28 protein-coding genes are annotated in these 20,353 nt (G+C 33.0%); 9 read left to right on the top strand and 19 right to left on the bottom strand.

Going from position 1 to position 20,353, the window contains the following annotated elements; all coding sequences use genetic code 11:
• Positions 1-42: 42 nt before the first annotated feature.
• The 3 genes from H9636_RS15340 to H9636_RS15330 all read right to left on the bottom strand — a co-directional run bounded on the left by H9636_RS15340 (position 43) and on the right by H9636_RS15330 (position 2,243).
• Positions 43-258, bottom strand: a complete 216-nt coding sequence (locus H9636_RS15340; RefSeq protein WP_191708447.1) for a hypothetical protein — start codon at positions 256-258, stop codon at positions 43-45.
• A 114-nt stretch (positions 259-372) separates the two neighbouring features.
• The gene (locus H9636_RS15335; RefSeq protein WP_191708446.1) at positions 373-1,917 is read right to left on the bottom strand and encodes a solute symporter family protein; all 1,545 of its coding nucleotides are present in this window, start codon (positions 1,915-1,917) and stop codon (positions 373-375) included.
• Positions 1,914-2,243, bottom strand: coding sequence for a DUF485 domain-containing protein (locus H9636_RS15330; RefSeq protein ID WP_225230267.1), 330 nt, complete (start codon positions 2,241-2,243; stop codon positions 1,914-1,916). Before H9636_RS15330 ends, H9636_RS15335 begins: the two co-directional genes overlap by 4 nt.
• Before the next feature lie 727 nt (positions 2,244-2,970).
• On the opposite strand from H9636_RS15330, the gene H9636_RS15325 reads away from it, so the two are divergent.
• Entirely contained in the window at positions 2,971-3,561 is a 591-nt protein-coding gene (locus tag H9636_RS15325; protein WP_191708444.1) for a YdhK family protein, read from the top strand.
• Between the two features lie 468 nt (positions 3,562-4,029).
• Here the strand turns inward: H9636_RS15325 and H9636_RS15320 are convergent, their stop codons facing one another.
• The 4 genes from H9636_RS15320 to H9636_RS15305 form a co-directional block, all read right to left on the bottom strand.
• Complete coding sequence (locus tag H9636_RS15320) at positions 4,030-4,404, bottom strand: rRNA methyltransferase (protein WP_191708443.1); 375 nt, start codon at positions 4,402-4,404, stop codon at positions 4,030-4,032.
• Between the two features lie 13 nt (positions 4,405-4,417).
• Complete coding sequence (locus H9636_RS15315) at positions 4,418-5,194, bottom strand: LAGLIDADG family homing endonuclease (protein ID WP_191708442.1); 777 nt, start codon at positions 5,192-5,194, stop codon at positions 4,418-4,420.
• 307 nt (positions 5,195-5,501) lie between these two features.
• Entirely contained in the window at positions 5,502-5,825 is a 324-nt protein-coding gene (locus H9636_RS15310; RefSeq protein ID WP_191708441.1) for a YnfA family protein, read from the bottom strand.
• Between the two features lie 209 nt (positions 5,826-6,034).
• Positions 6,035-6,340, bottom strand: a complete 306-nt coding sequence (locus H9636_RS15305; protein WP_191708440.1) for a YciI family protein — start codon at positions 6,338-6,340, stop codon at positions 6,035-6,037.
• A gap of 176 nt (positions 6,341-6,516) precedes the next feature.
• On the opposite strand from H9636_RS15305, the gene H9636_RS15300 reads away from it, so the two are divergent.
• Positions 6,517-6,792: a transporter gene (locus H9636_RS15300; protein ID WP_191708439.1), complete on the top strand. Its 276-nt coding sequence runs from the start codon at positions 6,517-6,519 to the stop codon at positions 6,790-6,792.
• A gap of 48 nt (positions 6,793-6,840) precedes the next feature.
• Complete coding sequence (locus H9636_RS15295; RefSeq protein ID WP_191708438.1) at positions 6,841-7,335, top strand: hypothetical protein; 495 nt, start codon at positions 6,841-6,843, stop codon at positions 7,333-7,335.
• Between the two features lie 191 nt (positions 7,336-7,526).
• On the opposite strand, the gene H9636_RS15290 is transcribed toward H9636_RS15295, so the two are convergent.
• The 8 genes from H9636_RS15290 to H9636_RS15255 all read right to left on the bottom strand — a co-directional run bounded on the left by H9636_RS15290 (position 7,527) and on the right by H9636_RS15255 (position 11,944).
• The gene (locus tag H9636_RS15290) at positions 7,527-8,306 is read right to left on the bottom strand and encodes a sulfite exporter TauE/SafE family protein (protein WP_191708437.1); all 780 of its coding nucleotides are present in this window, start codon (positions 8,304-8,306) and stop codon (positions 7,527-7,529) included.
• A gap of 85 nt (positions 8,307-8,391) precedes the next feature.
• Positions 8,392-8,625, bottom strand: a complete 234-nt coding sequence (locus H9636_RS15285) for a sulfurtransferase TusA family protein (RefSeq protein ID WP_191708436.1) — start codon at positions 8,623-8,625, stop codon at positions 8,392-8,394.
• Positions 8,626-8,690: 65 nt separating this feature from the next.
• Positions 8,691-9,818, bottom strand: a complete 1,128-nt coding sequence (locus tag H9636_RS15280) for an MBL fold metallo-hydrolase (protein WP_191708435.1) — start codon at positions 9,816-9,818, stop codon at positions 8,691-8,693.
• A gap of 98 nt (positions 9,819-9,916) precedes the next feature.
• The gene (locus H9636_RS15275) at positions 9,917-10,294 is read right to left on the bottom strand and encodes a DsrE/DsrF/DrsH-like family protein (RefSeq protein WP_191708465.1); all 378 of its coding nucleotides are present in this window, start codon (positions 10,292-10,294) and stop codon (positions 9,917-9,919) included.
• Positions 10,295-10,336: 42 nt separating this feature from the next.
• Positions 10,337-10,849, bottom strand: coding sequence for a sulfurtransferase TusA family protein (locus H9636_RS15270; protein ID WP_404817765.1), 513 nt, complete (start codon positions 10,847-10,849; stop codon positions 10,337-10,339).
• A 104-nt stretch (positions 10,850-10,953) separates the two neighbouring features.
• Positions 10,954-11,250 carry a rhodanese-like domain-containing protein gene (locus H9636_RS15265; RefSeq protein ID WP_191708434.1) on the bottom strand — a complete coding sequence of 99 codons (297 nt, stop codon included), beginning with the start codon at positions 11,248-11,250 and terminating at the stop codon, positions 10,954-10,956.
• Between the two features lie 10 nt (positions 11,251-11,260).
• The gene (locus H9636_RS15260) at positions 11,261-11,608 is read right to left on the bottom strand and encodes a rhodanese-like domain-containing protein (RefSeq protein WP_191708433.1); all 348 of its coding nucleotides are present in this window, start codon (positions 11,606-11,608) and stop codon (positions 11,261-11,263) included.
• Positions 11,609-11,680: 72 nt separating this feature from the next.
• Positions 11,681-11,944, bottom strand: a complete 264-nt coding sequence (locus H9636_RS15255; RefSeq protein ID WP_191708432.1) for a metal-sensitive transcriptional regulator — start codon at positions 11,942-11,944, stop codon at positions 11,681-11,683.
• 281 nt (positions 11,945-12,225) lie between these two features.
• On the opposite strand from H9636_RS15255, the gene H9636_RS19120 reads away from it, so the two are divergent.
• The 5 genes from H9636_RS19120 (at position 12,226) to H9636_RS15235 (ending at position 16,615) form a co-directional block, all read left to right on the top strand.
• Positions 12,226-12,585: a hypothetical protein gene (locus tag H9636_RS19120; protein WP_225230265.1), complete on the top strand. Its 360-nt coding sequence runs from the start codon at positions 12,226-12,228 to the stop codon at positions 12,583-12,585.
• A complete protein-coding gene (locus H9636_RS15250) occupies positions 12,537-13,349 on the top strand; it encodes a GerAB/ArcD/ProY family transporter (RefSeq protein WP_225230264.1) in 813 nt (270 codons plus the stop codon). The genes H9636_RS19120 and H9636_RS15250 overlap by 49 nt, the downstream gene beginning before the upstream one ends.
• 1 nt (position 13,350) lies before the next feature.
• The gene (locus H9636_RS15245) at positions 13,351-14,805 is read left to right on the top strand and encodes a spore germination protein (RefSeq protein ID WP_191708431.1); all 1,455 of its coding nucleotides are present in this window, start codon (positions 13,351-13,353) and stop codon (positions 14,803-14,805) included.
• Positions 14,805-15,947: a Ger(x)C family spore germination protein gene (locus H9636_RS15240; RefSeq protein ID WP_191708430.1), complete on the top strand. Its 1,143-nt coding sequence runs from the start codon at positions 14,805-14,807 to the stop codon at positions 15,945-15,947. Before H9636_RS15245 ends, H9636_RS15240 begins: the two co-directional genes overlap by 1 nt.
• A gap of 257 nt (positions 15,948-16,204) precedes the next feature.
• Entirely contained in the window at positions 16,205-16,615 is a 411-nt protein-coding gene (locus H9636_RS15235; RefSeq protein WP_191708429.1) for a MerR family transcriptional regulator, read from the top strand.
• A gap of 72 nt (positions 16,616-16,687) precedes the next feature.
• Here H9636_RS15235 and H9636_RS15230 read toward each other — a convergent pair whose 3' ends face one another.
• The 4 genes from H9636_RS15230 to H9636_RS15215 all read right to left on the bottom strand — a co-directional run bounded on the left by H9636_RS15230 (position 16,688) and on the right by H9636_RS15215 (position 18,788).
• Entirely contained in the window at positions 16,688-17,065 is a 378-nt protein-coding gene (locus H9636_RS15230; RefSeq protein ID WP_225230263.1) for a hypothetical protein, read from the bottom strand.
• Positions 17,066-17,449: 384 nt separating this feature from the next.
• Positions 17,450-17,827 carry a YvaD family protein gene (locus H9636_RS15225; RefSeq protein WP_191708428.1) on the bottom strand — a complete coding sequence of 126 codons (378 nt, stop codon included), beginning with the start codon at positions 17,825-17,827 and terminating at the stop codon, positions 17,450-17,452.
• A gap of 25 nt (positions 17,828-17,852) precedes the next feature.
• On the bottom strand, positions 17,853-18,215 hold the full coding sequence (locus H9636_RS15220; protein WP_191708427.1) for a DMT family transporter: 363 nt from the start codon (positions 18,213-18,215) through the stop codon (positions 17,853-17,855).
• A 15-nt stretch (positions 18,216-18,230) separates the two neighbouring features.
• Positions 18,231-18,788 (bottom strand): TetR/AcrR family transcriptional regulator, encoded by a 558-nt coding sequence (locus H9636_RS15215; protein ID WP_191708426.1) that lies wholly within the window; start codon positions 18,786-18,788, stop codon positions 18,231-18,233.
• 669 nt (positions 18,789-19,457) lie between these two features.
• Here H9636_RS15215 and H9636_RS15210 point away from each other — a divergent pair.
• Positions 19,458-20,243, top strand: coding sequence for a TerC family protein (locus H9636_RS15210; RefSeq protein WP_191708425.1), 786 nt, complete (start codon positions 19,458-19,460; stop codon positions 20,241-20,243).
• Positions 20,244-20,353 lie beyond the last annotated feature (110 nt).

The following is a 20,353-nucleotide window of genomic DNA, read 5'->3' as shown; positions in this document are numbered from 1 at the left end:
TAATGATAATATATTGGAAACTTTTTTATTAAACCCTTTAATCTATAAAAAAACATAAAAGACATTTCCATTTGAGTGATCTTCCTCCTCACGGAAATGCCTTTTATGTTTTTTATACCCTTTTTCAAGCGTTTCAAGTTTTGTCTTTGTCATGCGTTCGTGGGTACTAAAGCCCGACTGTCCTCTTAATAACGTTATATCTTTACCTTGTTCACGCATCGTTTTTAACCGTTTCTTCTTAGCCTTTGATGTAGCCAATTTATTTCACCTCATTTTTAATTAGTTATTCCCTATTTTATACAATTAAACAGAGAAAGGGAAGGGGGAGGGGAAAATAAAAACCTCGAGCTTTAGAACTCGAGGTTTAGAATATTAGTGAGATACATCTTGAACAGAAATACCAGTTTGAGCTTTTACGTCTACTTCACGATATTTCGCTTCATCAGTTTCTTTCGATAATAGAGTACCAATCCAACCACCTAAGAATCCTAGAGGAACTGATACAATCGCTGGGTTCGTTAAGAAAATTAATGGATCTCCAACGAAGATTGCTTTTCCTGCTTCAGGATTCCAAACATTTGGAGATACTGCTACAAGAACTAATGCTGAAATTAAACCAGTTAACATTGCCGTAACAGCTCCTGCTGTATTGAAACGTTTCCAATAGATTGTATAAATAATTACTGGTAAGTTTGCAGATGCAGCAATACAGAACGCTAAAGACACTAAGAATGCGACGTTTAACGTTTGTGCTCCTAGTGCTAAAACAATGGAAATAACAGAAATAATAATTGAACCTACACGAGCTGCAACAACTTGCTCTTTCTCAGTTACTTTATCTTTTTTAATAATTTGACCGTAAATATCATGAGAAAGGGCAGACGCACCTGATAATACTAATCCTGCCACTACGGCTAAAATTGTTGCAAAGGCAACCGCACATACGAATGAGAATAAAATATCTCCACCTAAAGCTTGTGCAAGAAGTGGGGCAGCCATGTTACCAGCAGCATTTGCTTCTACAATCGTTTCTTTCCCAACGAATGCAGCAGCACCAAATCCTAAGAAAATTGTTAAGACATAGAAAATACCTACAATCCAAGTAGCCCAAATAACAGATGAACGGGCAGTTTGAGCATCTTTTACAGTGAAGAAGCGCATTAAAATATGCGGTAATCCAGCTGTACCTAATACTAAAGCAACTAACATGGAAATTGTATCAATTCCGTTAGTATATTTTAAACCTGGATTTAAATAAGCTTGTCCAGCATCTGTTGCCGTTGTCATCTCAGAGAACATAGTTAAGATGTTGAAATCAAATTTTGCTAAAACTAAGAATGAAATAATAACTGTACCTAACATTAATAAACATGCTTTAATAATTTGTACCCAAGAAGTTGCAGTCATTCCACCAAATAGAACGTAGATTGTCATCATAAATCCTACAAGTAGTACTGCCATCCAATAATCAATACCTAATAATAATTGAATAAGTGCCCCTGCACCAACAAGTTGTGCAATCATATAAAATAATACGATAACAATTGAACTTAAAGCAGCAGTTCCACGAACCTTTTTAGCATCAAAACGAGCAGAAATCATATCTGCTAACGTAAACTTACCAAGGTTACGTAATGGTTCAGCAACGATGTATAAAACAACTAAATAAGCTACTAAGTAACCTAATGAGAAGAAGAAACCATCAAAACCTGTTAACGCAATCGATCCAGCAATACCTAAGAAAGAGGCAGCTGATAAATAGTCTCCTGAAATTGCGAGTCCGTTTTGCCATCCTTTAAGGCCTCCACCAGCAGTATAGAAATCGCTCGCAGTACTCGTTCTTCTTGATGCCCACCAAGTGATAGCTAATGTTAACCCGACAATCGCTAAGAACATAACAACAGCAGTTACACTCATTTATTGACACCTCTTTCGTACTCCTCGATAATCGCTTTCGCTTCTTTATCGTAAGAGTTTGCTTTCGATACATACAAGTGAGCTAGTCCCCAAGTCATAACAAATAGACCAGCAGAGTAGATCCAAACCCAAGTAATTTCACCAATTGCTTTTTGATGTAAGATTTCAGTGAATGATGTCAAAATTGGTAATAGCAAGTAAATAATTAGGAAAATAGCTGTAAGAGTCCATAAAAATTTATTTTTCCTTTTTGATAATTGTTTAAAAGATTGCAATTCCGCAATTTTGTCATAATCAATGGGTGGTTGGTTTTGATTTCCCGCCATACACATCCTCCTTTTTTGTTCTTTTTTACTACATTATGTTTGTAAAATTCTATTTTCATAGTTTTTACAATTTTCATTGTATTTACTCGTTCACAAAATTGCAATACTTTTTGCTTAAAAAAATAATATATTTCCAAAGAGATTCAAGAATAATAGAGAAATTATAGTGAAAAACGATAATTTTTAGTTACTAATCGCCTAAAAGGTTGGTTAGTATCAGTATGACTAAAGTAGAATATTTTTGAATTATTAAGCATTGACAAACTTCCATAGTAGAAAAGAGGACGTTTAATATAAGAATATACCGAAAATTTAATATTCTAGAATAAATATTTTGCAATAAAAAACAGTATGCGATGTGGAAATTCTATTAAAAGGATAGTGGTAAAAATCTACAATTATTGGAGTCTTTTATAATAAAAATATACTAATTTTAATAGATGAATGAAGAAGTTTTAGAAATAATATAATCATTGTCTTTAACGAACAAAATATGAACTATAAATATTGAAATAATAACGGTATATAACTTTTAAGTTTGGCAAAAAGTACTTTACCAATTCATAAAGAGGAAATAGTGTACACTTTACATACCCTACAATGGTATGGTAAAATTTATTCGAAATAAAATAGCATCACAGTATGCAAATGTAGCTTGGATAAAGCTTATAAAGAATACTATAGAAAGATTATTTGTTAAATATCTAATTAAATGGGAGGCAAAAAAATGGCTAATAAAATGATGATTGGACTTATTTCATTAACTGCGGCTTTAACTTTATCTGCATGCGGCGGTAATACGAATGAAGATGCAAAGGAAACTTCAGGACATGACGCGCATAGTACGGAACATACTGAAAATTCAGGGGAAATGGATCATTCTACTATGAATCATTCAACAGACGGCCAAATTCCTAACGGATTAAAAGAATCAACAAACCCTAAATATCCAATAGGTAGTACAGCGGTTATCCAAGCAGACCATATGGAAGGTATGAATGGTGCTGAAGCTACAATCGTTGGGGCCTACGATACGACAGTTTACACAGCTTCCTACACACCTACAAATGGCGGGAAGCCTGTTTTGAATCATAAATGGGTCATTCACGAAGAATTAGATGGAGTAGGGAACGAACCGTTAAAACCAGGTGATACAGTAAAGATTAATGCAGATCACATGGAAGGTATGAATGGAGCAACCGCAACGATTGATTCTGCTGAAGTAACAACTGTTTACATGGTTGATTATACTTCTACAACTGGTGAAAGCGTAACTAACCATAAGTGGGTTACAGAAAGCGAACTATCTGTTAAATAATTCTTATTTCGAAAACATCTTAAATTATTAAGGTGTTTTTATTATATATTTTGTATATTTTGGTAATTATTAATTAGTGAAGTTAAAACTGCATAAGAAATTAAGTATAGGTAAATGTAAAACTTAATTGTTTCATATAATAATAGGATTATTTTAATTAATAAAATATACAGCGATTAGTTTAAGTTAACTCAGCAAATTGAATAAAAGAACAAATTGCACCAATATAGAAATATCATTCAACCAACTTATAAGAGAAGATTTATAAAACCTCAATCATTTAAACTGATTGAGGTTTTATTATTTTAGTTAAGATAATCTAAAACTTAAGACTTGTCTTTGAAATTTTCGTTTCTGTCTCACTATTATAAGTATACTTTTGAAACGATACGCAACTTCATATAATTCATATTATGACCACATCCCAATTTGAGAATTAGAAAAAGAAGTAATTGGAAACTCCCTTTTCTAATTTTCCACTCGATATCTCCAATTACCATCTTTCACTTGTTCGATATTAATGTAAGCAATACTTGTTTCAATAACATCATTTAAGTTTAGTTTATTTTCTTTAGCTAATTTCCTTAAATTTTCTAGAGTCTCTTTATTGCAAGTTGTTCTAAACTCAATTCGATCTTTTGGCCTTTTATTCTTATCAAAATTTATGTAATTTACTTCTAGAATATTTTCGAATCCATTCTCTAGTAGATATCCTACATGGGTTTTATGCTCTTCTGCTAGTTGTTTTAGCTCGTCAAGTAATTTCTTACTAATGCGTGTTTTATATTCTACCCTAGATATATCGACTGTTTGAATTAGTTTACCATTTACTAATTTCCACATTATATTTGCCTCCTCACTTAATCCATTTTGATAATCTTTCACGTTTTTTATAATTATAATTATCATCGCAATTGCTATAAATAATTGTTGAAAGCATTGAAATACTTTCTTTACCTTTTACCCAAACTCGGTAAATTTCCCTACCAGTTTTAGTCAATTCATATGACATCTCTGTTCTAAGATTCCATGAAATAAACACCGATATAATTCCTTTTGCAAAATCTATACTAGCAGTAGTTACATTCATAACATATCCTCTGTCTTGTACCCATCCATCCCCATCTATAACACCACGAATAAAAGACGACAAATATTTTTCTGGAACTTTTGGGAATGGAAGTGTTAAAGATTTATTATGAGTAATTCCCATAGCAGCAAGATCTTTTTTAATTTCCCTCGAATTAATAACTAATGTAGGTACAGTCCTTGTTTTGCCTGTCGACATTAATACATAGTCTGCCTCCATATACTTAGCAATCAATTTTAATATCCTCTCATCATTTTGAGAAAAAGTTATGCTATGTGTATGACCATTAACTGTTCCATCTGTCACAAATAAACCTAATACCCAAGCCATTTCATGAGACCATACTTTAAAAAAGTCCTCATTCACTTTATGTTTTCGTGGTTGACCGCTAAACTGCTTGCGAATCGGAACATTATGTTTTGATAGTACATTATAAATTCCCCTGCTTGACAGACCAACAATAGGCATCATTTCTTTATAGGACATACCACTTTTATACATTTCTATTATCATCTCATCAGTAATCCCTTTATTTCTCGGCATTCTAAACCCTCCAGTTACTTTTAGGTTTCATATGCTGGCAAACAAAGATGTTAATTTAATTATACGAACTTTTGTTCTTGTATTCAATTATTAACAAAAATAGGATTGTATAGACATTTTTTAGCTAATCATTTACGGATATACCTATCTCAATCATTTTGTTGTCGTACTGCTGGATGCCGCGCAGCTTGTCAACATCTATTAAAATAAAATTATAACTGGACTTTAAAGTTTATCCCAAACTTATTCTCTCCAAAAATATACCTTTTCTTATTCCAGGTTAGCGATCAAATGTTGAAACTGATTTTTACTGGCGTGGTGCAAATAACATAATCGAAACACCAACTAAGCATATACCCGCACCTATAAAATCATATAAATCAGGTGTTTTTTTATCGATGCCCCACCCCCATAAAACAGATAATACAATAAACACTCCGCCATAAGCTGCATAAACCCTACCGAACGATGAGAAAGCTTGAAATGTAGCAATCATTCCATATAAAACCAATGCTATTCCTCCAAAGATCCCCCAATAAATCGTTCTACCTTCTCTTAACCATAACCAGATTAAATAACCACCACCAATTTCTGCTAAACCTGCTAGTACAAACAAAACAATTGCATACATCTTTTATTAACTCCTTCATTTTCTATTAAAATATTTTCATCAACCCTATTTTAAAAATTACCTATTTCCACTAAATTTGCTGAAAACCTAACATCTGAAAAACAATAATGTTGAATAAATTAGCCTTATTCATATGAAAAGACGCTTTCGTATTTCAGAAAAGCGCCGGCTCGGTGAAGTATAATAAGTCTATCTATGGTTTACGTTTCCTAATCAAACAGATTCATAAAGATAGGTGCTACTTTGCAAGGTTTAATGTCTATTTTCTCCCACACTTTCACCACAACGTAAGGTTCAACCTTCAACCAATTATCCAACTCTTCTTTTGATGGATAATCGACTACCATCAACGAACCTATCATTTTTCCATTATCATCAAGGATTGCTGCACCATATAAATGTTGACCTTCTTTTACTCTTCTTTCAACTGATTTTAAATGCTCTTCCCTTGCCATTAATCGTCGATCCATTGCTTTCTCATCAGTGCCATCATAGGCTGTTATTATATATTGCATTAACTTAACCTCCTTATCTTAATATCAGTTTATAAGTTTTTTCATTAATAATCTCGTTTTCCACATACAATCTTCTCTAGTTTAAATGCATTAAAATGTGCAAAGCCAGTTAAAGAACCCATTTACTCCTATTGTACATATAATAATTGGTAATTAACTTATAGGAGTGAAGATGCATGGGATTTTTCCAACCAGAGGGGACAATGGCACCACAATTACCTCCTCCACCTTTCATACCATCAAAACCTTCCGTATCATATATCATTGACTGTGTATATCAAAACACTTATGTATGGCTCATTACTGGGGAACAATTTTGGTTTTACCCAACCCGCGTTGAATATGGTGAAATATCTGGATATAGATGGAACGGTGTCTTCTGGCAATTCTATGGAATTGATCCAAGATTTGTAGATGCTGTTGCCTGTCCACCTACCCCAACATTATACTAAGCCTAAAAACCCTGATTATAAATAGTTAAAAAGTTTTGGAGGTATTAAATGACTAATTTTTATTCATTTCATGGAACTGTTACAGCGATTAGTGATTTTTTTACAGGGCAAAATGGGGAAAGTGAAGGTTGTACTAAATTATTTACTGTTCAAAATGAGATGGGTTCAGTAGTAAATTTTGTTGTTACGCCCTCAACTTATTTCGTAAACCATGAAATGATGGTTGAAGGTGATCGCGTAACGGGCTATTATGATGGAGATTTACCAACTATCCTTATTTATCCTCCCCAATATCACGCCCTTGTAATGGTAAAAGACAACCCAAATCAAAATGTAAAAGTGGATTATTTTAATAACCAATTGATCAGTAGCGATGGACAATTACAATTAAATTTATCGAACTATACGCAAATGTTATTAACAAATGGACAATACTTTTCAAAATATCCAGCAAACCGCGATTTAATCGTTATCTATGGACCTTCCACAAGAAGTATCCCAGCTCAAACAACACCTTATCAAATCATTGTTTTATGTAAATAGTATTTATTATTCATTTGCTTTTTCGAATGCAATAAGGTTGCATCTCATCCTTTCTCAAGTAAACCATCACCTTTTCGATTAGTTTTTATAGATTCTTATCTAGCACTTAAAAAACCGGAAGTTCTTGTCCTAAAATTTAGACAAAAACTTCCGGACCAATTAACTTTTTTTCGTCCAATTTATAATCGTTTTTATTTTAATATATCCACCCATATTTTAACCGCTGTCCCTAAAATTAAAACCGCTAATAATCCTTGTAAAGTTTTTGTATTCATATTTTTGCTAATTCTTGCACCAAGAGGAGCGGCTAAAATTCCAGCAATAATCACAATGCTTGCAGTTAAATATTCTATTTGGCCAGTTGATATTTTACCAATCGATCCAGCAATAGATGATATAAAAGTAATAGCTAAGCTTGATGCAATCGTCATTCGTGTAGGAATTCTAAGAATTAATAACATAATCGGAACTAACAAAAATCCTCCACCAGCCCCTACAATACCGGAACCAATCCCAACAATGAATGCTAAACTAGCTGCTAATGGCTTACTATAGATCACTTCATCTAATGGCATATCATCAATTTGTGTTTTAGGAATAAACATCATAATGGCTGCCAGTAATGCTAATATCCCGTAAACAATGTTTATTTGAGCTTCGCTTAATTGTAGTGAGCCAAAACTACCAATCAATGTACCGATCGTGACTGATATACCCATCGTAATAATTAGCGATTTATTTAAATATCCCCCGTTCCGAAACCCGATAACACCCGCTAAGGAGACAAATAAAACATCAAGGGCACTAATGCCAGAAATTTCATGTGCTGTTAGTGTGTGAAAACCAAACAATGGTGGTATTAGCAGTAATAATGGATATTTTACAATTGCTCCACCTATTCCGAGCATCCCAGATAAAAATGATCCAATAAATCCGACTACAAACAAGAGTAACATATGGAAAATATCCATCTTGTTTCCTTCTTTCTAATAAAGCAGGATCTTTAGAATCCTAATCCTACTGATTTTCGGAAGAAAAAGTGAGACGATAAACCGCTCACTTTTCAACTTTTTTAATAAAAAATATTAAAACATCTTCCACTTCTTTTTGTTCCACAATTGAATGTCCCGCAGTATTTACCCATGCAGGCATATCAGCTAAAGCACCTTTATCGGTAGTATGAACTTCTAAAATGTCACCCGAACTTAAAGTATCCATTGCTTTTTTTGTACGAACAATCGGCATTGGACAAGACATTCCTTTAACATCTAATACTGTGATTGAATCCATATTAATTCTCCTTTTATTTCTATAGGAAAAGATTAACACTATCCCTTCCTCGTATTATGCAATACTTAACGTACAGCACATCGGTTCGGACCGATTTCCATCTCTATTTGTTCTTCGTGATTAGGAGAAACTTTCCCCATGTTTACTTGACGAATTTGTTGATACGCATTTGGTTGCGGTGGCAAATTATCCGTTACTGTACGCCTAAATTCAGCCTCATCTTCAATGTTTAATCCATGATTTTCTATCAATAAATCACCTAATCGCTTGGCTACTGTTCCATCTTCATTTAGTTCATCGATGATCATAAAATGAGCTGGTAAAACTGTTAATTCTTCTGATAATTCACGATAACGAATATATAAAGTTTGGCGAAGATCATCTACCCAATCTTCCGCAAGTCCTGCTAAGTCTGGCCGTCCGATCGAATCGATGAATAAAATATCACCTGTTAATAAATACTTACTATCAACAATAAAAGATGTCGAACCTATAGTATGCCCTGGAGAGTATAGTGCACCTACTTCTAATTTGGATACACCAATTTTAATGGATAAACCATCTTCAAGTGGTGTGTACTCAAATTCAACTTCTGTTGCATCTTTTGGAGGTAAGTAGTATATGGCGCCAGTTTCTTCTGCTATATGACGTCCTCCTGAAATATGGTCAGCGTGTAAATGTGTATCAAATACATGTTTAATCTCTACGTTTTTCTCTTTCGCGAAGTTAATAAATTCGTCTGTAAAACGAACAGCATCGATAACTGCCGCTTCACCTTCAGAAATGACCATGTATGATAGACACCCTTTTCCAAATCGAACAAATTGATAAAGTTCACCACCGCCAGTTAAATTTCCTACTTTAATTGGTTCAACATAGGAACTCCAGGACTTCATACCACCTTCAAGGTAATATACATCTCGTCCTGCTTCGGAAATCATTTCGGCTACCATTTGAGAGGAACCTTCTTTTGCACAAACAACTAATACATCTTTATCTGTTGGAAGCGCATGTAAAATTTCTTCAACACCGTCTATTAAATGGAAATAAGGAACATTTAAATAATCAAAGCGATGTCCTTCAATTTTCCAATCTTCATAAGCATCCCCATTACGTACATCTAAAATAAATAATGGTTGATTTTCAATCACTTTTCGAGCAACTTGTGCTGCCGTCATTTTCATACTTGCCATCCCAAATTACCCCCATAGGTATTATTTTATAGTTTTTTAAGTGGAAGGGATTTGCCCTTCCACTAGCTTTCACAATTTAGAAGTTTTCTTCTTGCTGATTAGAAGGTTAACGTTGGTGATGCATCTTTTGCAAATTCTAGGAAGGTAACGGCTCCACCTACATCAATACCGTCAATAAAGTCTTCCTTTGTTAATCCCATTACGTCCATTGTCATTTGACAACCAATAAACTGAACACCCAGTTCTTGCGCGATTTCTATTAATTGAGGGATGCTTGGTACATTTGCTTTTGCAAATCCTTCTGCAAAGTGCTCGCGACCTTCTGGCATCGGTAATTGGTGGACTGCTTGTTTATGAATTAAATTCAAACCTTCAAACGTAAAGAAAATAGCTACTTCTTTTTCTGTTGCGGCGGCTGCCGTTGCGATATTAAATACTTTATAAGCGTCAAAAAGACCTCCGTTACTTGCAATAATAGCTACTTGTTAGACATAATAATTTCCTCCTATTAATGAAATTTATATATTTTTTTCTAAAGGACCATTCCAGGAACTCATTCCTGGTAATACGTTATAAACTTTTGTAAATCCTTTTTCGAATAACTTTTGAGCGGCTAAATCACTACGTTTTCCAGTACGACAAATCACATATATTTCTTGATCTTTAGTTAATTCTACTAAGCGCTCTTCTAATTCTCCCAAAGGTATAGATTTTGCTCCTTCAATATGACCAAAAGCATATTCGGCTTGTTCGCGAACATCGAGAACTATCCCACCATTTGATACACGTTCAAGTAATTCGTCATTTTGAATCGTTTGTTCAAATTTCTTTTCTGTTACTTCAGCATCACCATTTTTACGGATAAAGTGAAATAACACACCATGATCTTCAATTGTACCAATATATTGATGACCCACACTTTCTGCCCATGCTTTTAGGTCAGCAATGGAACCTTTGTCTGTTGCCTGTACTTCAAGTATTTGACCATCAGTTAAATCGTTCATAGCCGTTTTTGTTTTCACGATTGGCATGGGACATGCGTATCCTTTTGCATCTAAATGAACATCTGCTTTAATAAACAATTTTTACCCCCCATATACCCCATAGGGTATCATTTTATCTAAAAAAATAAAACTTATTCAATGTTACCTTCCCAATCAAGCATTCCGCCCGTCATATTTGTTACGTCAAAGCCTTGATCTTGTAAATATTGTGTTGCCTTTCCACTACGTCCACCTGATCGACAAACCATAATATATGGCTTGTTTTTATCGAGTTCATGTGTTCGGAATTCAAGCAAACCAAGTGGAATATTAATAATGCCGGGTATATGACCTGCCTGCACTTCATCCACCTCACGAACATCAATTAAGTTTAACATTTCTCCATTTTCTAAACGTTGTTGAACTTCTTTTGCTGTAATTTTTTTCACTTTACTACACCTATCCTCTCCATGCGCTCATACCACCACGTACATTGGTAACATTTTCATATCCTAATTTTTTCAATTGTTTACAAGCTTGTGCACTACGCATTCCACTTTGACATATCACAATAATTTCTTTTTCCTTTGGAAGTTTTGTAAAATCTCCTCCTAATGGAATATTCGTAAATTGTCGGATGTTACGTAATTTGTATTCTCCAGCAGTTCGAACATCCGGAAACACTTTTTCTTTATCATGTAGAATGTCTTTTAAATGATCTGTTGATATTGTTTTTATTCCCTTGGCCGGTTTCAAACGCCAAACGATAAAAGTAATAGCGAATAATATAAGTAACCCTAATTCCATTACGTCTAACCTTCCTCCAAAATTATACCCAGCAGGGTATAATTAGCGTGAAAAATAAAAAGTCAATAGAATTTATCGACTTTTAACAAACAAATTCACCGCTTCTTTAATTGAATCATTCATAGCATTTTCATCACCCTCTGCTTCTCGAATACAATTAATTAGGTTTTGACTTACAATTAAACCGATTGATCTATCTACTCCTGAACGAACAGCAGAAAGTTGCGTAATAACAGATTTACAATCTTTTCCTTCTTCCATCATTTTCATGATTCCCCTGAGTTGGCCTTCTAATCGTTTGATTCGATTCTTTATTTTATCGTCGTATGAATTCAATTATGTCCCCCCTTTTATTTTTATTATTTTTAATCATCCTGACATCCACATAATATACCCCATAGGGTATAATGTCAATGGAAAAGTTCTAAATATAAAATGTTCACCAAAACTTATTTTTTCAAAAACATAGATGGTTCTGCATTTTTAGAAACGTCTTTGATTTTATTAAAGTTATTATAAATGAACAGTTATGTTTTACTCAGATTCTCATTTTAATACTAATTTCCCATAATTTTGTCAAAACTGATAAGTAATATTATCGTTTTAAAGGGGATCATATGGGAAAAATTAGTTTACTTCATGTCGTTTTTTTAGTGATGACATTTATCGGATTAAAAAACCACGTAACAATTCTGCCACCTATTTTAGAAACTGCCAAAAGGGACAGTTGGGCTTCAGTTATTTTAGCTGCATTCGTAATTTTCCCTTTGTTATTTTTAATTATTTATATTCAAAATAAATCTAATCAGCAGCCGTTGAAACAATGGTTGAAAGATAAAATCGGTCATGCTGGAGCTGCAATATTATTGTATGGAACAGTTATTTTTTTAGTAATTTCTTCTGCTTTTACAATGCGCGAAACGATACTTTGGATCTCCCAACTTTCTTACCAGAAACACCTCAGTTTTTTTTATTAACGATTTATATAATCCTTTGTTTTTTACTCGTTTCTAAGAACATTTTAACGATTGTTATTGTGAATGCGTTTGTCTTATTTTTTGTTGTTGTTTTTGGTTTTTTTGTGGCTTTTACGAATTTACAAGTAAAAGACTATAGTTATCTACTTCCTATTTTTGAAAATGGGTTACTACCAATAACAAAAAGTATTGTTTTTCCTGCATCCGGTTTTATTGAGTTATTCTTACTCCTCTTTCTTCAACATTATTTTAAAGAAAAAATGAAGTGGTATCATCTTGCGATCATGCTATTTATTTTGATGGGTTTAACATTAGGACCGCTTATGGGGGCGATTACTATATTCGGACCTGAAGAAGCTGCAAAACAGCGTTATCCAGCATTTGAAGAATGGGGGCTAGTTTCAATTGGTGCCTTCATTACTCACATGGATTTTTTATCTATCTATCAGTGGCTAACAGGAACATTTATACGTGTAGGGTTATTATTATTTATTGCAGCGGACATATTAAATATAACTGGGGAAAGTAAAAAAATATGGTCTTATTTGATGCCACCATTTTTCATTGTCAACTTAATCCTTTACTTATTGGATGATAACCTATTTTTCAAATTAAACACCCATGATTTTTTAATCATCACATTCGTTTTTTTCTTTCTACTATCACTTATTGTAGGTGCTGTTGCCCTTTTCTCTGGTAGTCAAAAGAAAAACAAAGTCCAAAGTCCAAAAAACAATCAAAAAACAGAAGGTAGTGATACTTAACATGGACACATCTGGACAATCATCACCTTATCTTTTTAACTTAAAGCAACTATTCGAGAAATCCGATGATATTATTTTTAGTGAAATGACATTTAATCAATCAAAGGTTTTATTTGTTAAATGTGATTCAATGGTCGATGAGCAGATGCTCTATACACTTGTTATTCCAAATATCGAGAAACTTTATAAAGATTCTACCAATCAAATTACTAAAGAACATATTGAGCAATTACCTATTCCAGAAATAAAAAAATTGACACAAGAAATTGACATCATTACTTCTGCATATAGTGGCAATCTCCTAATATTTTTCGAAGATCTTCAACTTCTATATTCTTGCAACATTGCACGAAAACCGAATCGTTCAGTTGAAGAAACAAATATGGAAGTAATGGTCAAAGGAGCTAGAGATAATTTTATCGAAGACATTTCCACAAATATTGCCCTTATTCGAAAACGTCTTCCTACAAATTCATTATGTGTTGAAAAAATAGAACTAGGCAGACGAAGTAAAACGAAAATTGCTCTTCTCTATTTTGATGATATTGCAAATAAAGATATTCTGACAGAATTAAAAAAACGATTTCAAGAAATCGATACAGATGCCATTATAAGCGGAGACTCTTTAATGGAATATATCGACAAAAAAAACTGGATATTTCCGACATCAAACTATACGGGAACTGCTGAATACGCGGTTCAATCATTGCTGCGAGGAAGGTTTGTTATTTTGGTGGATACCGTCGCATACGCCACGATTACACCGGTCAACTTTTTCTTTTTATTAAAAGCTGGAGAAGATTTTGAAGTCGCAGGTATATATAGTGTTTTCGCAAGAGGTCTTAGATTAGTTGGCACATTACTTGGAATTGCACTTCCCTCATTTTGGCTTGCCTTAACATTATTTCATCAAAACCAATTACCATTACCATTACTAGCAACGGTCGTTATGACGAATCAAGGTTTACCATTTCCAGCAGTATTAGAAATGTTATTAATTCTTCTTATGTTTGAAATACTTCGAGAAGCTGGTTTGAGGCTCCCGACTAAAATTGGTGGTATTATCGGTGTCATAGGGGGGCTAATTATAGGTGATGCGGCAATTCGATCGGGTATTACAAGTCCAGCAATGGTTGTAGTGATTGCAACTGCAACGATCGCTTCTTACACAGTTGTTAATCGAGAATTAGAGTCGATAATAAGTGTTTTACGTATCTTCTGCATTCTAGTAACCGCATTCTTTGGCCTGTTTGGATTCTTCATTAGTTTATATTTTCTTCTCTTATATACAGCAAATGTACGTGTTTTTGGAATTCCATATATAAATATTACAGCAGATTTAAGTTGGGATAATGTGAAGCAGACGTTGTTTAGAACAGCAAAGTATAAGTATAGAAAAAGACCGAATTTTTTACATCCCCAAGATAAGACACGCAACAACGAGGGAAATAAATAATGAAAAAAAAGCATTTACTCTTCCTCCTTTTACCACTTATCTTATTAACAGGATGCTGGGATTTAAATGAAAATGAACGTATGTATTATGCTTACGGATTAGGTGTCGACTATCAAAATGATGAATTTGTCATTTGGATTCAACTAATTAATTTTGCAAACATTGCAAAAACGGAGCAATCTTCTATCGACGGAATACAGTCACAAGTATCATCCGCCTCGGGGAAGACAATGGATGAAGCACTGTTTAAGCTTTATCATGCAATTGATGAAAGAGTTTATTGGGGACACTTATCATTGTTAATTTTTAGTGAAGAAGCATTAAAGAAAGAGCGAGTTAACTCTGTTCTGAATACGCTCACTCGCTATACTGATACTCGGTACAATATTTGGGTTTATTGTACTGATCAACCTTTAGACCAATTCTTCATCACTGTACCAGTTCTCAACAAAGGGATTAGTTTGACAGTAATTGGAGATCCTCGAAATTCATACGAGCAGGAATCTTTTATTGACCCAATTGATGTTAGAAGATTAATTATTGCTCTTGATGAGCCTGGACACGATGCGAATATTCCATATATCTCATTGAAAAAAGATTGGCAAACACAAGACGGTGTCGAATCTACTATAAAAATTAATGGCGTTGGTGTTGTTACAACAAAAGAATTCAAAGGTTATATTAAAAACGATGATGTTAGTGGTCTTCAATGGATGAGTAATCAAGCAAAAAGAGGAGAAATTACAACTAAATACAAAGAGAAATATTTAACTGTAACTCTCCGAAATATCAATGTAAAAATTAAACCGGTTGTAAATGGAAATAATGTAAAATTCGATATAAACATTGAATTTAATGCAACTTTAGCAAGCTTTGAAGAAAATTTAACTTCAACAGAAATAAAGAAGCAAGTAATTGAGGAAATGAAAAAAGAAATTAAGCAGACTTATCAAGCTGGTTTAGAGAAGAATATGGATATTTATCAATTTTCGGAAGTATTATATCGAAAAGACGTAAAGACATGGAAAAAGCTTCAACAAAATGGGAATATAAAATTAGATAATAATACAATCGGCAAAATTAATATTAATGTGGAAAAATTAACATCCGGTAGAAAATCTTTTAAAGAAACAATAAATTAGAAAATTTTATTGAACTGTCGAAAAACCTTCAGAATTAATCACAGTCTGAGGGTTTTTGTTATTTTTATGGAATGCAACCATACTTTTATTTAATTCAACCGTTTTTCTTTAGTTAATGCTTATACTTTTAATCTACTGATACTATCACTTAAAATAGTTTTCTATTCCTAACCGACTTTGACTTAGAGAAATGAGCATGATAGACTCATTTAACATAGAGTTAACTCGAGGTCTACTTGAAAGAAAGGAGTTTAAAAATGAAGACTTATTCTATTAGTGAAGTTGCAAAACAATTGGATCTGACCGTATATACTTTACGTTATTATGATAAGGAAGGGCTTTTGCCTTTTGTGGAAAGGACATCTAGCGGAATACGAATGTTTAAAGAATCCGATATTGAAGCTTTAAAAGTGATAGAATGCCTAAAATCAACAGGTATGCCGATTAAGGAGATTAAAAATTTCATTGATTGGTGTTCTGACGGGGATGCCACATTACAGCAAAGATATGACATGTTTATAGAAAGAAAAGCTAGTGTAGAGACACAACTGAAAGAATTAAAGAAAACGTTAGAACTCATTGACCATAAATGTGACTACTACAAAACTGCGTTAGAAGCTGGCACGGAAGATGTTCATAAAGCGAATAAAATAGAAATCCCCCATTAATAAAACCCTTTGTATTCATAAATCATGTTATGAAGTACAAAGGGTCTGTTTTTATCAGATTTGTTAAGCGTATTATATTGAATTCGCGATATCAATAAAAAAATCTGGTGCTTCTTCGTTTGCTATACTTTTATGAATACCAAGCAAATATTGCAAATTATTTTTTTCAAAGACAAAAAAGTTGAAAATTTGGGATTCAAAATAAATCCCTAAAACACCATCGTGTAGTAGAAACTCTTCACCTTCGAACTTCACTTTATTATTCAATGGACGAATTTCAATTTTAAAAATATGGTCTTTAATATTTTTGTGAACAAACATAATTTCTAGGCTGGTATTCATTTTATATTCCTTATCGTCAAAAAACCTCCCGAATTTATGAGTGAAAGAAATAGGTGGAGTAATTGTTGGCAATTTCACTTCACATTTACAGTAGGTAGTAAATTCCATTACTGATTCTTCAACAGATATATAACCATCTTTACCTTCAGTAAATTGTTCCTCAAAAGTTGGGGGGTATCTTGAGGATTAGCGTACACCACTTGACTATTAAACAGAAAAATACTCAAGCTAATAGTAGAGATTAAACAGATTATTTTCATTATTTTTCACTTCCCAATTTAGAACTAGCAATTCTGTTTTCAAATAGTATTTCAATAAAAATTGTGTGTATACCAATACATTTGTTCTAATATCTGAGTAATCTATACTTTTCTTAAAAGGAATGTGCGAACAAAAGATAAGGGAAATTTTATGTAAAAGTGACTTTATAAAAAATATGTCCCCTATGATGGGGATTTATTTTTATAATTTAGGAAAATTTACTATGTACATTCATTTTAAAAACTTTCGAATAAAAAACAATGGATAAATCATGAGGTATAAGTTAAACGCCCACCAAGCGAGGTCGAAATCTTTGATGAATACCCAGAATGCGATTGCTTGTAAACCTGAACAAAAGGTTAATACTAAAGAAATTAATGCATAGCTCTTCCACGAATCTATATTCCGCTTATATAAATACAAACTAAGTAACCCTGTAATAGAAATGAGTATGTCCAACGGGAAAAACGACCAATTCCAAGCTAAAATGATCGGATTATCATAATTTTTAAAAGCAACACTTTCAGGTATCAAATGAAAGAAAGTGACAATCCAATATATAATAAATCCTATATCTGTTACTAGAAAAAATGGTTTTAAACGTTTCAAACCTACACCACATCCTATTTAAAATTTAATTCGATATTTGCTCAATTTTATCTTTACTTGCAGATGAATGATTTTCTTCAGTCAAATTCAATGTGACAACCCCTATAATAATAAGAACGATAGCAAACACCTTTAAGAAGTTTATACTTTCGTTGAAATACATGACCCCGATTAAAGTAATAAGCACAATCCCCATACCAGACCAAATAGCATATGCGATGGATACTTCTATTTCTTTTAACGTCAATGTCAAAAATACTAAACTGCAAATATAAAAAAGTATTAGCGCCACACTTGGAACGAGCTTACTAAAGCCGTCCGATAATTTCATCGAAATAGTCCCTGCTACTTCAAAAATAATTGCTAAACATAAATATAGCCAATGCATAATATGATCCCCTCCCTATTTTTCTAACGCAATACCGTTTAATAGAATATCAATGACAGAATTTAAAATTTCGCTCATAGTAAGATGACTTTTTAGCGGAGAATTGACATCATAAATTTGATTGATTGTCCCTAAATACATTTCGATGAATAGTTGTACGTTAATTTTTCGAATCGTTCCTTCCTGTATTCCTTTTTCGATGATTTTTATAACAAAATCCCATTCTTTCGTTATAAATTCATTTAATTTGACCCATTGTTCATAATGATGCTTTTTTAATTCTACTAATAGACGAACATCAATTATCTTAAACTCTTCTGGCATACAAGTAAGTAACTCTTTTAGTTTTTCTTTTAAACTCAAGTGATTATTATTATATATTTCTTCCTCTTTTAATTTAATATCTGATATTAACTGTTCAATAACCGTTTCAATGATCGCGTCTTTAGAGTGAAAAGATTGATAAATTGTTCGTTTGCTCGTACCTAAATTTTTAGCCAAGTCATTCGTAGTAAAAGAAAAGCCTTTCTCCTTAATTAAATGAATTGCTTCTTGTATAATTCGATTTTTCAAAATGGACTCCCCCTTTTGGTACTGTAAGTAACAAAATAGTACCAAAAGTATCGTGTAATATCAAATAATGAAAATAAAGAAATTAATCTTATGAATTTGAAATTATCGCGCTATTAAGAATAGTAGAGTTGGAAATAAATTAGGAATAGCTGTAAAAAAAATTGATATTCTCACTTCTTCTTTCCCCTACGATAGAAAAAAGCGTGTTTTTAAAGGGAGACAATGCAACAACTGCTACTCCAATTAATTAAAGGATTCCGTTCAATTCAGTTGATAAATTCACATCTTTGAAAATAATAAAAAATGAACAATTCCATATCTTTTAGATAATGCATTGACAAAAGTAGAAAAATTTTGTATATTTTAATTAATTAATATGAATATTTCTCCTAAAGGGGAGTAGCTTTTACAGCGAAGTCGTCATTACGGAAGATTCGTTCTTCTCGGCTTTGTTGGCAACTAACTTGTTGTTAGCAAGACCTTTACCTATGTTATGGTAAAGGTCTTTTATTTTTTAAACCTTTATCTAACTAGATAAAGGTTTTTTGTTTTTTTGAAGTAAAATTTGTCAAACTAGATGAACGGAGTTGAATTGGATGAAGCCTAAAGTGAAATGGTAATCACTTATATTTTTTAAATAGATAACTATAAATTAAGGGGGAATCAAAATTGGATATATCAATTTTATTGGAATACGGTTGGGTATTGCTACTTTTAGTTGGACTTGAAGGGTTACTGGCAGCGGATAATGCACTCGTTTTAGCCATTATGGTGAAACATCTTCCAGAAAAAGAAAGGAAAAAGGCTCTATTTTATGGGTTAGCCGGTGCTTTTATTTTCCGTTTTGCTTCATTATTTATCATTTCTTTTCTTGTCGATGTATGGCAAATCCAAGCACTCGGAGCATTATATCTATTATTCATCGCCATTAACCACATCGTAAGGAAGATTTTCTTTAAAAAGAAAGAAGAAGAAGATACTGAAGTGAAAGAAAAGAAAAAATCAGGTTTTTGGGGAACAGTTATAAAAGTAGAGTTAGCTGATATCGCTTTTGCAATCGACTCCATTTTAGCAGCAGTTGCTCTAGCAATGACGCTTCCAAATACGACTCTACCACAAATTGGTGGAATGGACGGAGGAAAATTCCTCGTTATCTTTATAGGTGGCTTTATAGGTTTAGTCATCATGCGATTTGCTGCAAACCTTTTTGTAAAACTACTACATTCAAGACCTGGACTTGAAATAGCTGCCTTTGCCATCGTTGGTTGGGTTGGTGTCAAACTTGCAGTATTAACATTAGGTCATCCAGAAATTGGTGTTATTTCTCATGATTTTGCCCATTCAACACAATGGAAACTGATCTTCTACGCTGTATTAATCTCCATAGCAGTAGCTGGTTGGTTTTTATCAAAAGATAAAAAAGAAGAACCTATAGAAGAACCAACAACAGAATAAAGTGTATATACGGGAAGGGATATACCCCTTCCCTCAGATTGTCGACAAAAGGCCTTCAGAATGGTCACATTCTGAAGGCCTTTTGTAATTTTGAACGTTTTTCGGGTATT

The organism is Ureibacillus galli (assembly GCF_014836845.1).
Classification (GTDB): domain Bacteria; phylum Bacillota; class Bacilli; order Bacillales_A; family Planococcaceae; genus Ureibacillus; species Ureibacillus galli.
This window is presented reverse-complemented; position numbering and strand designations above follow the sequence as displayed.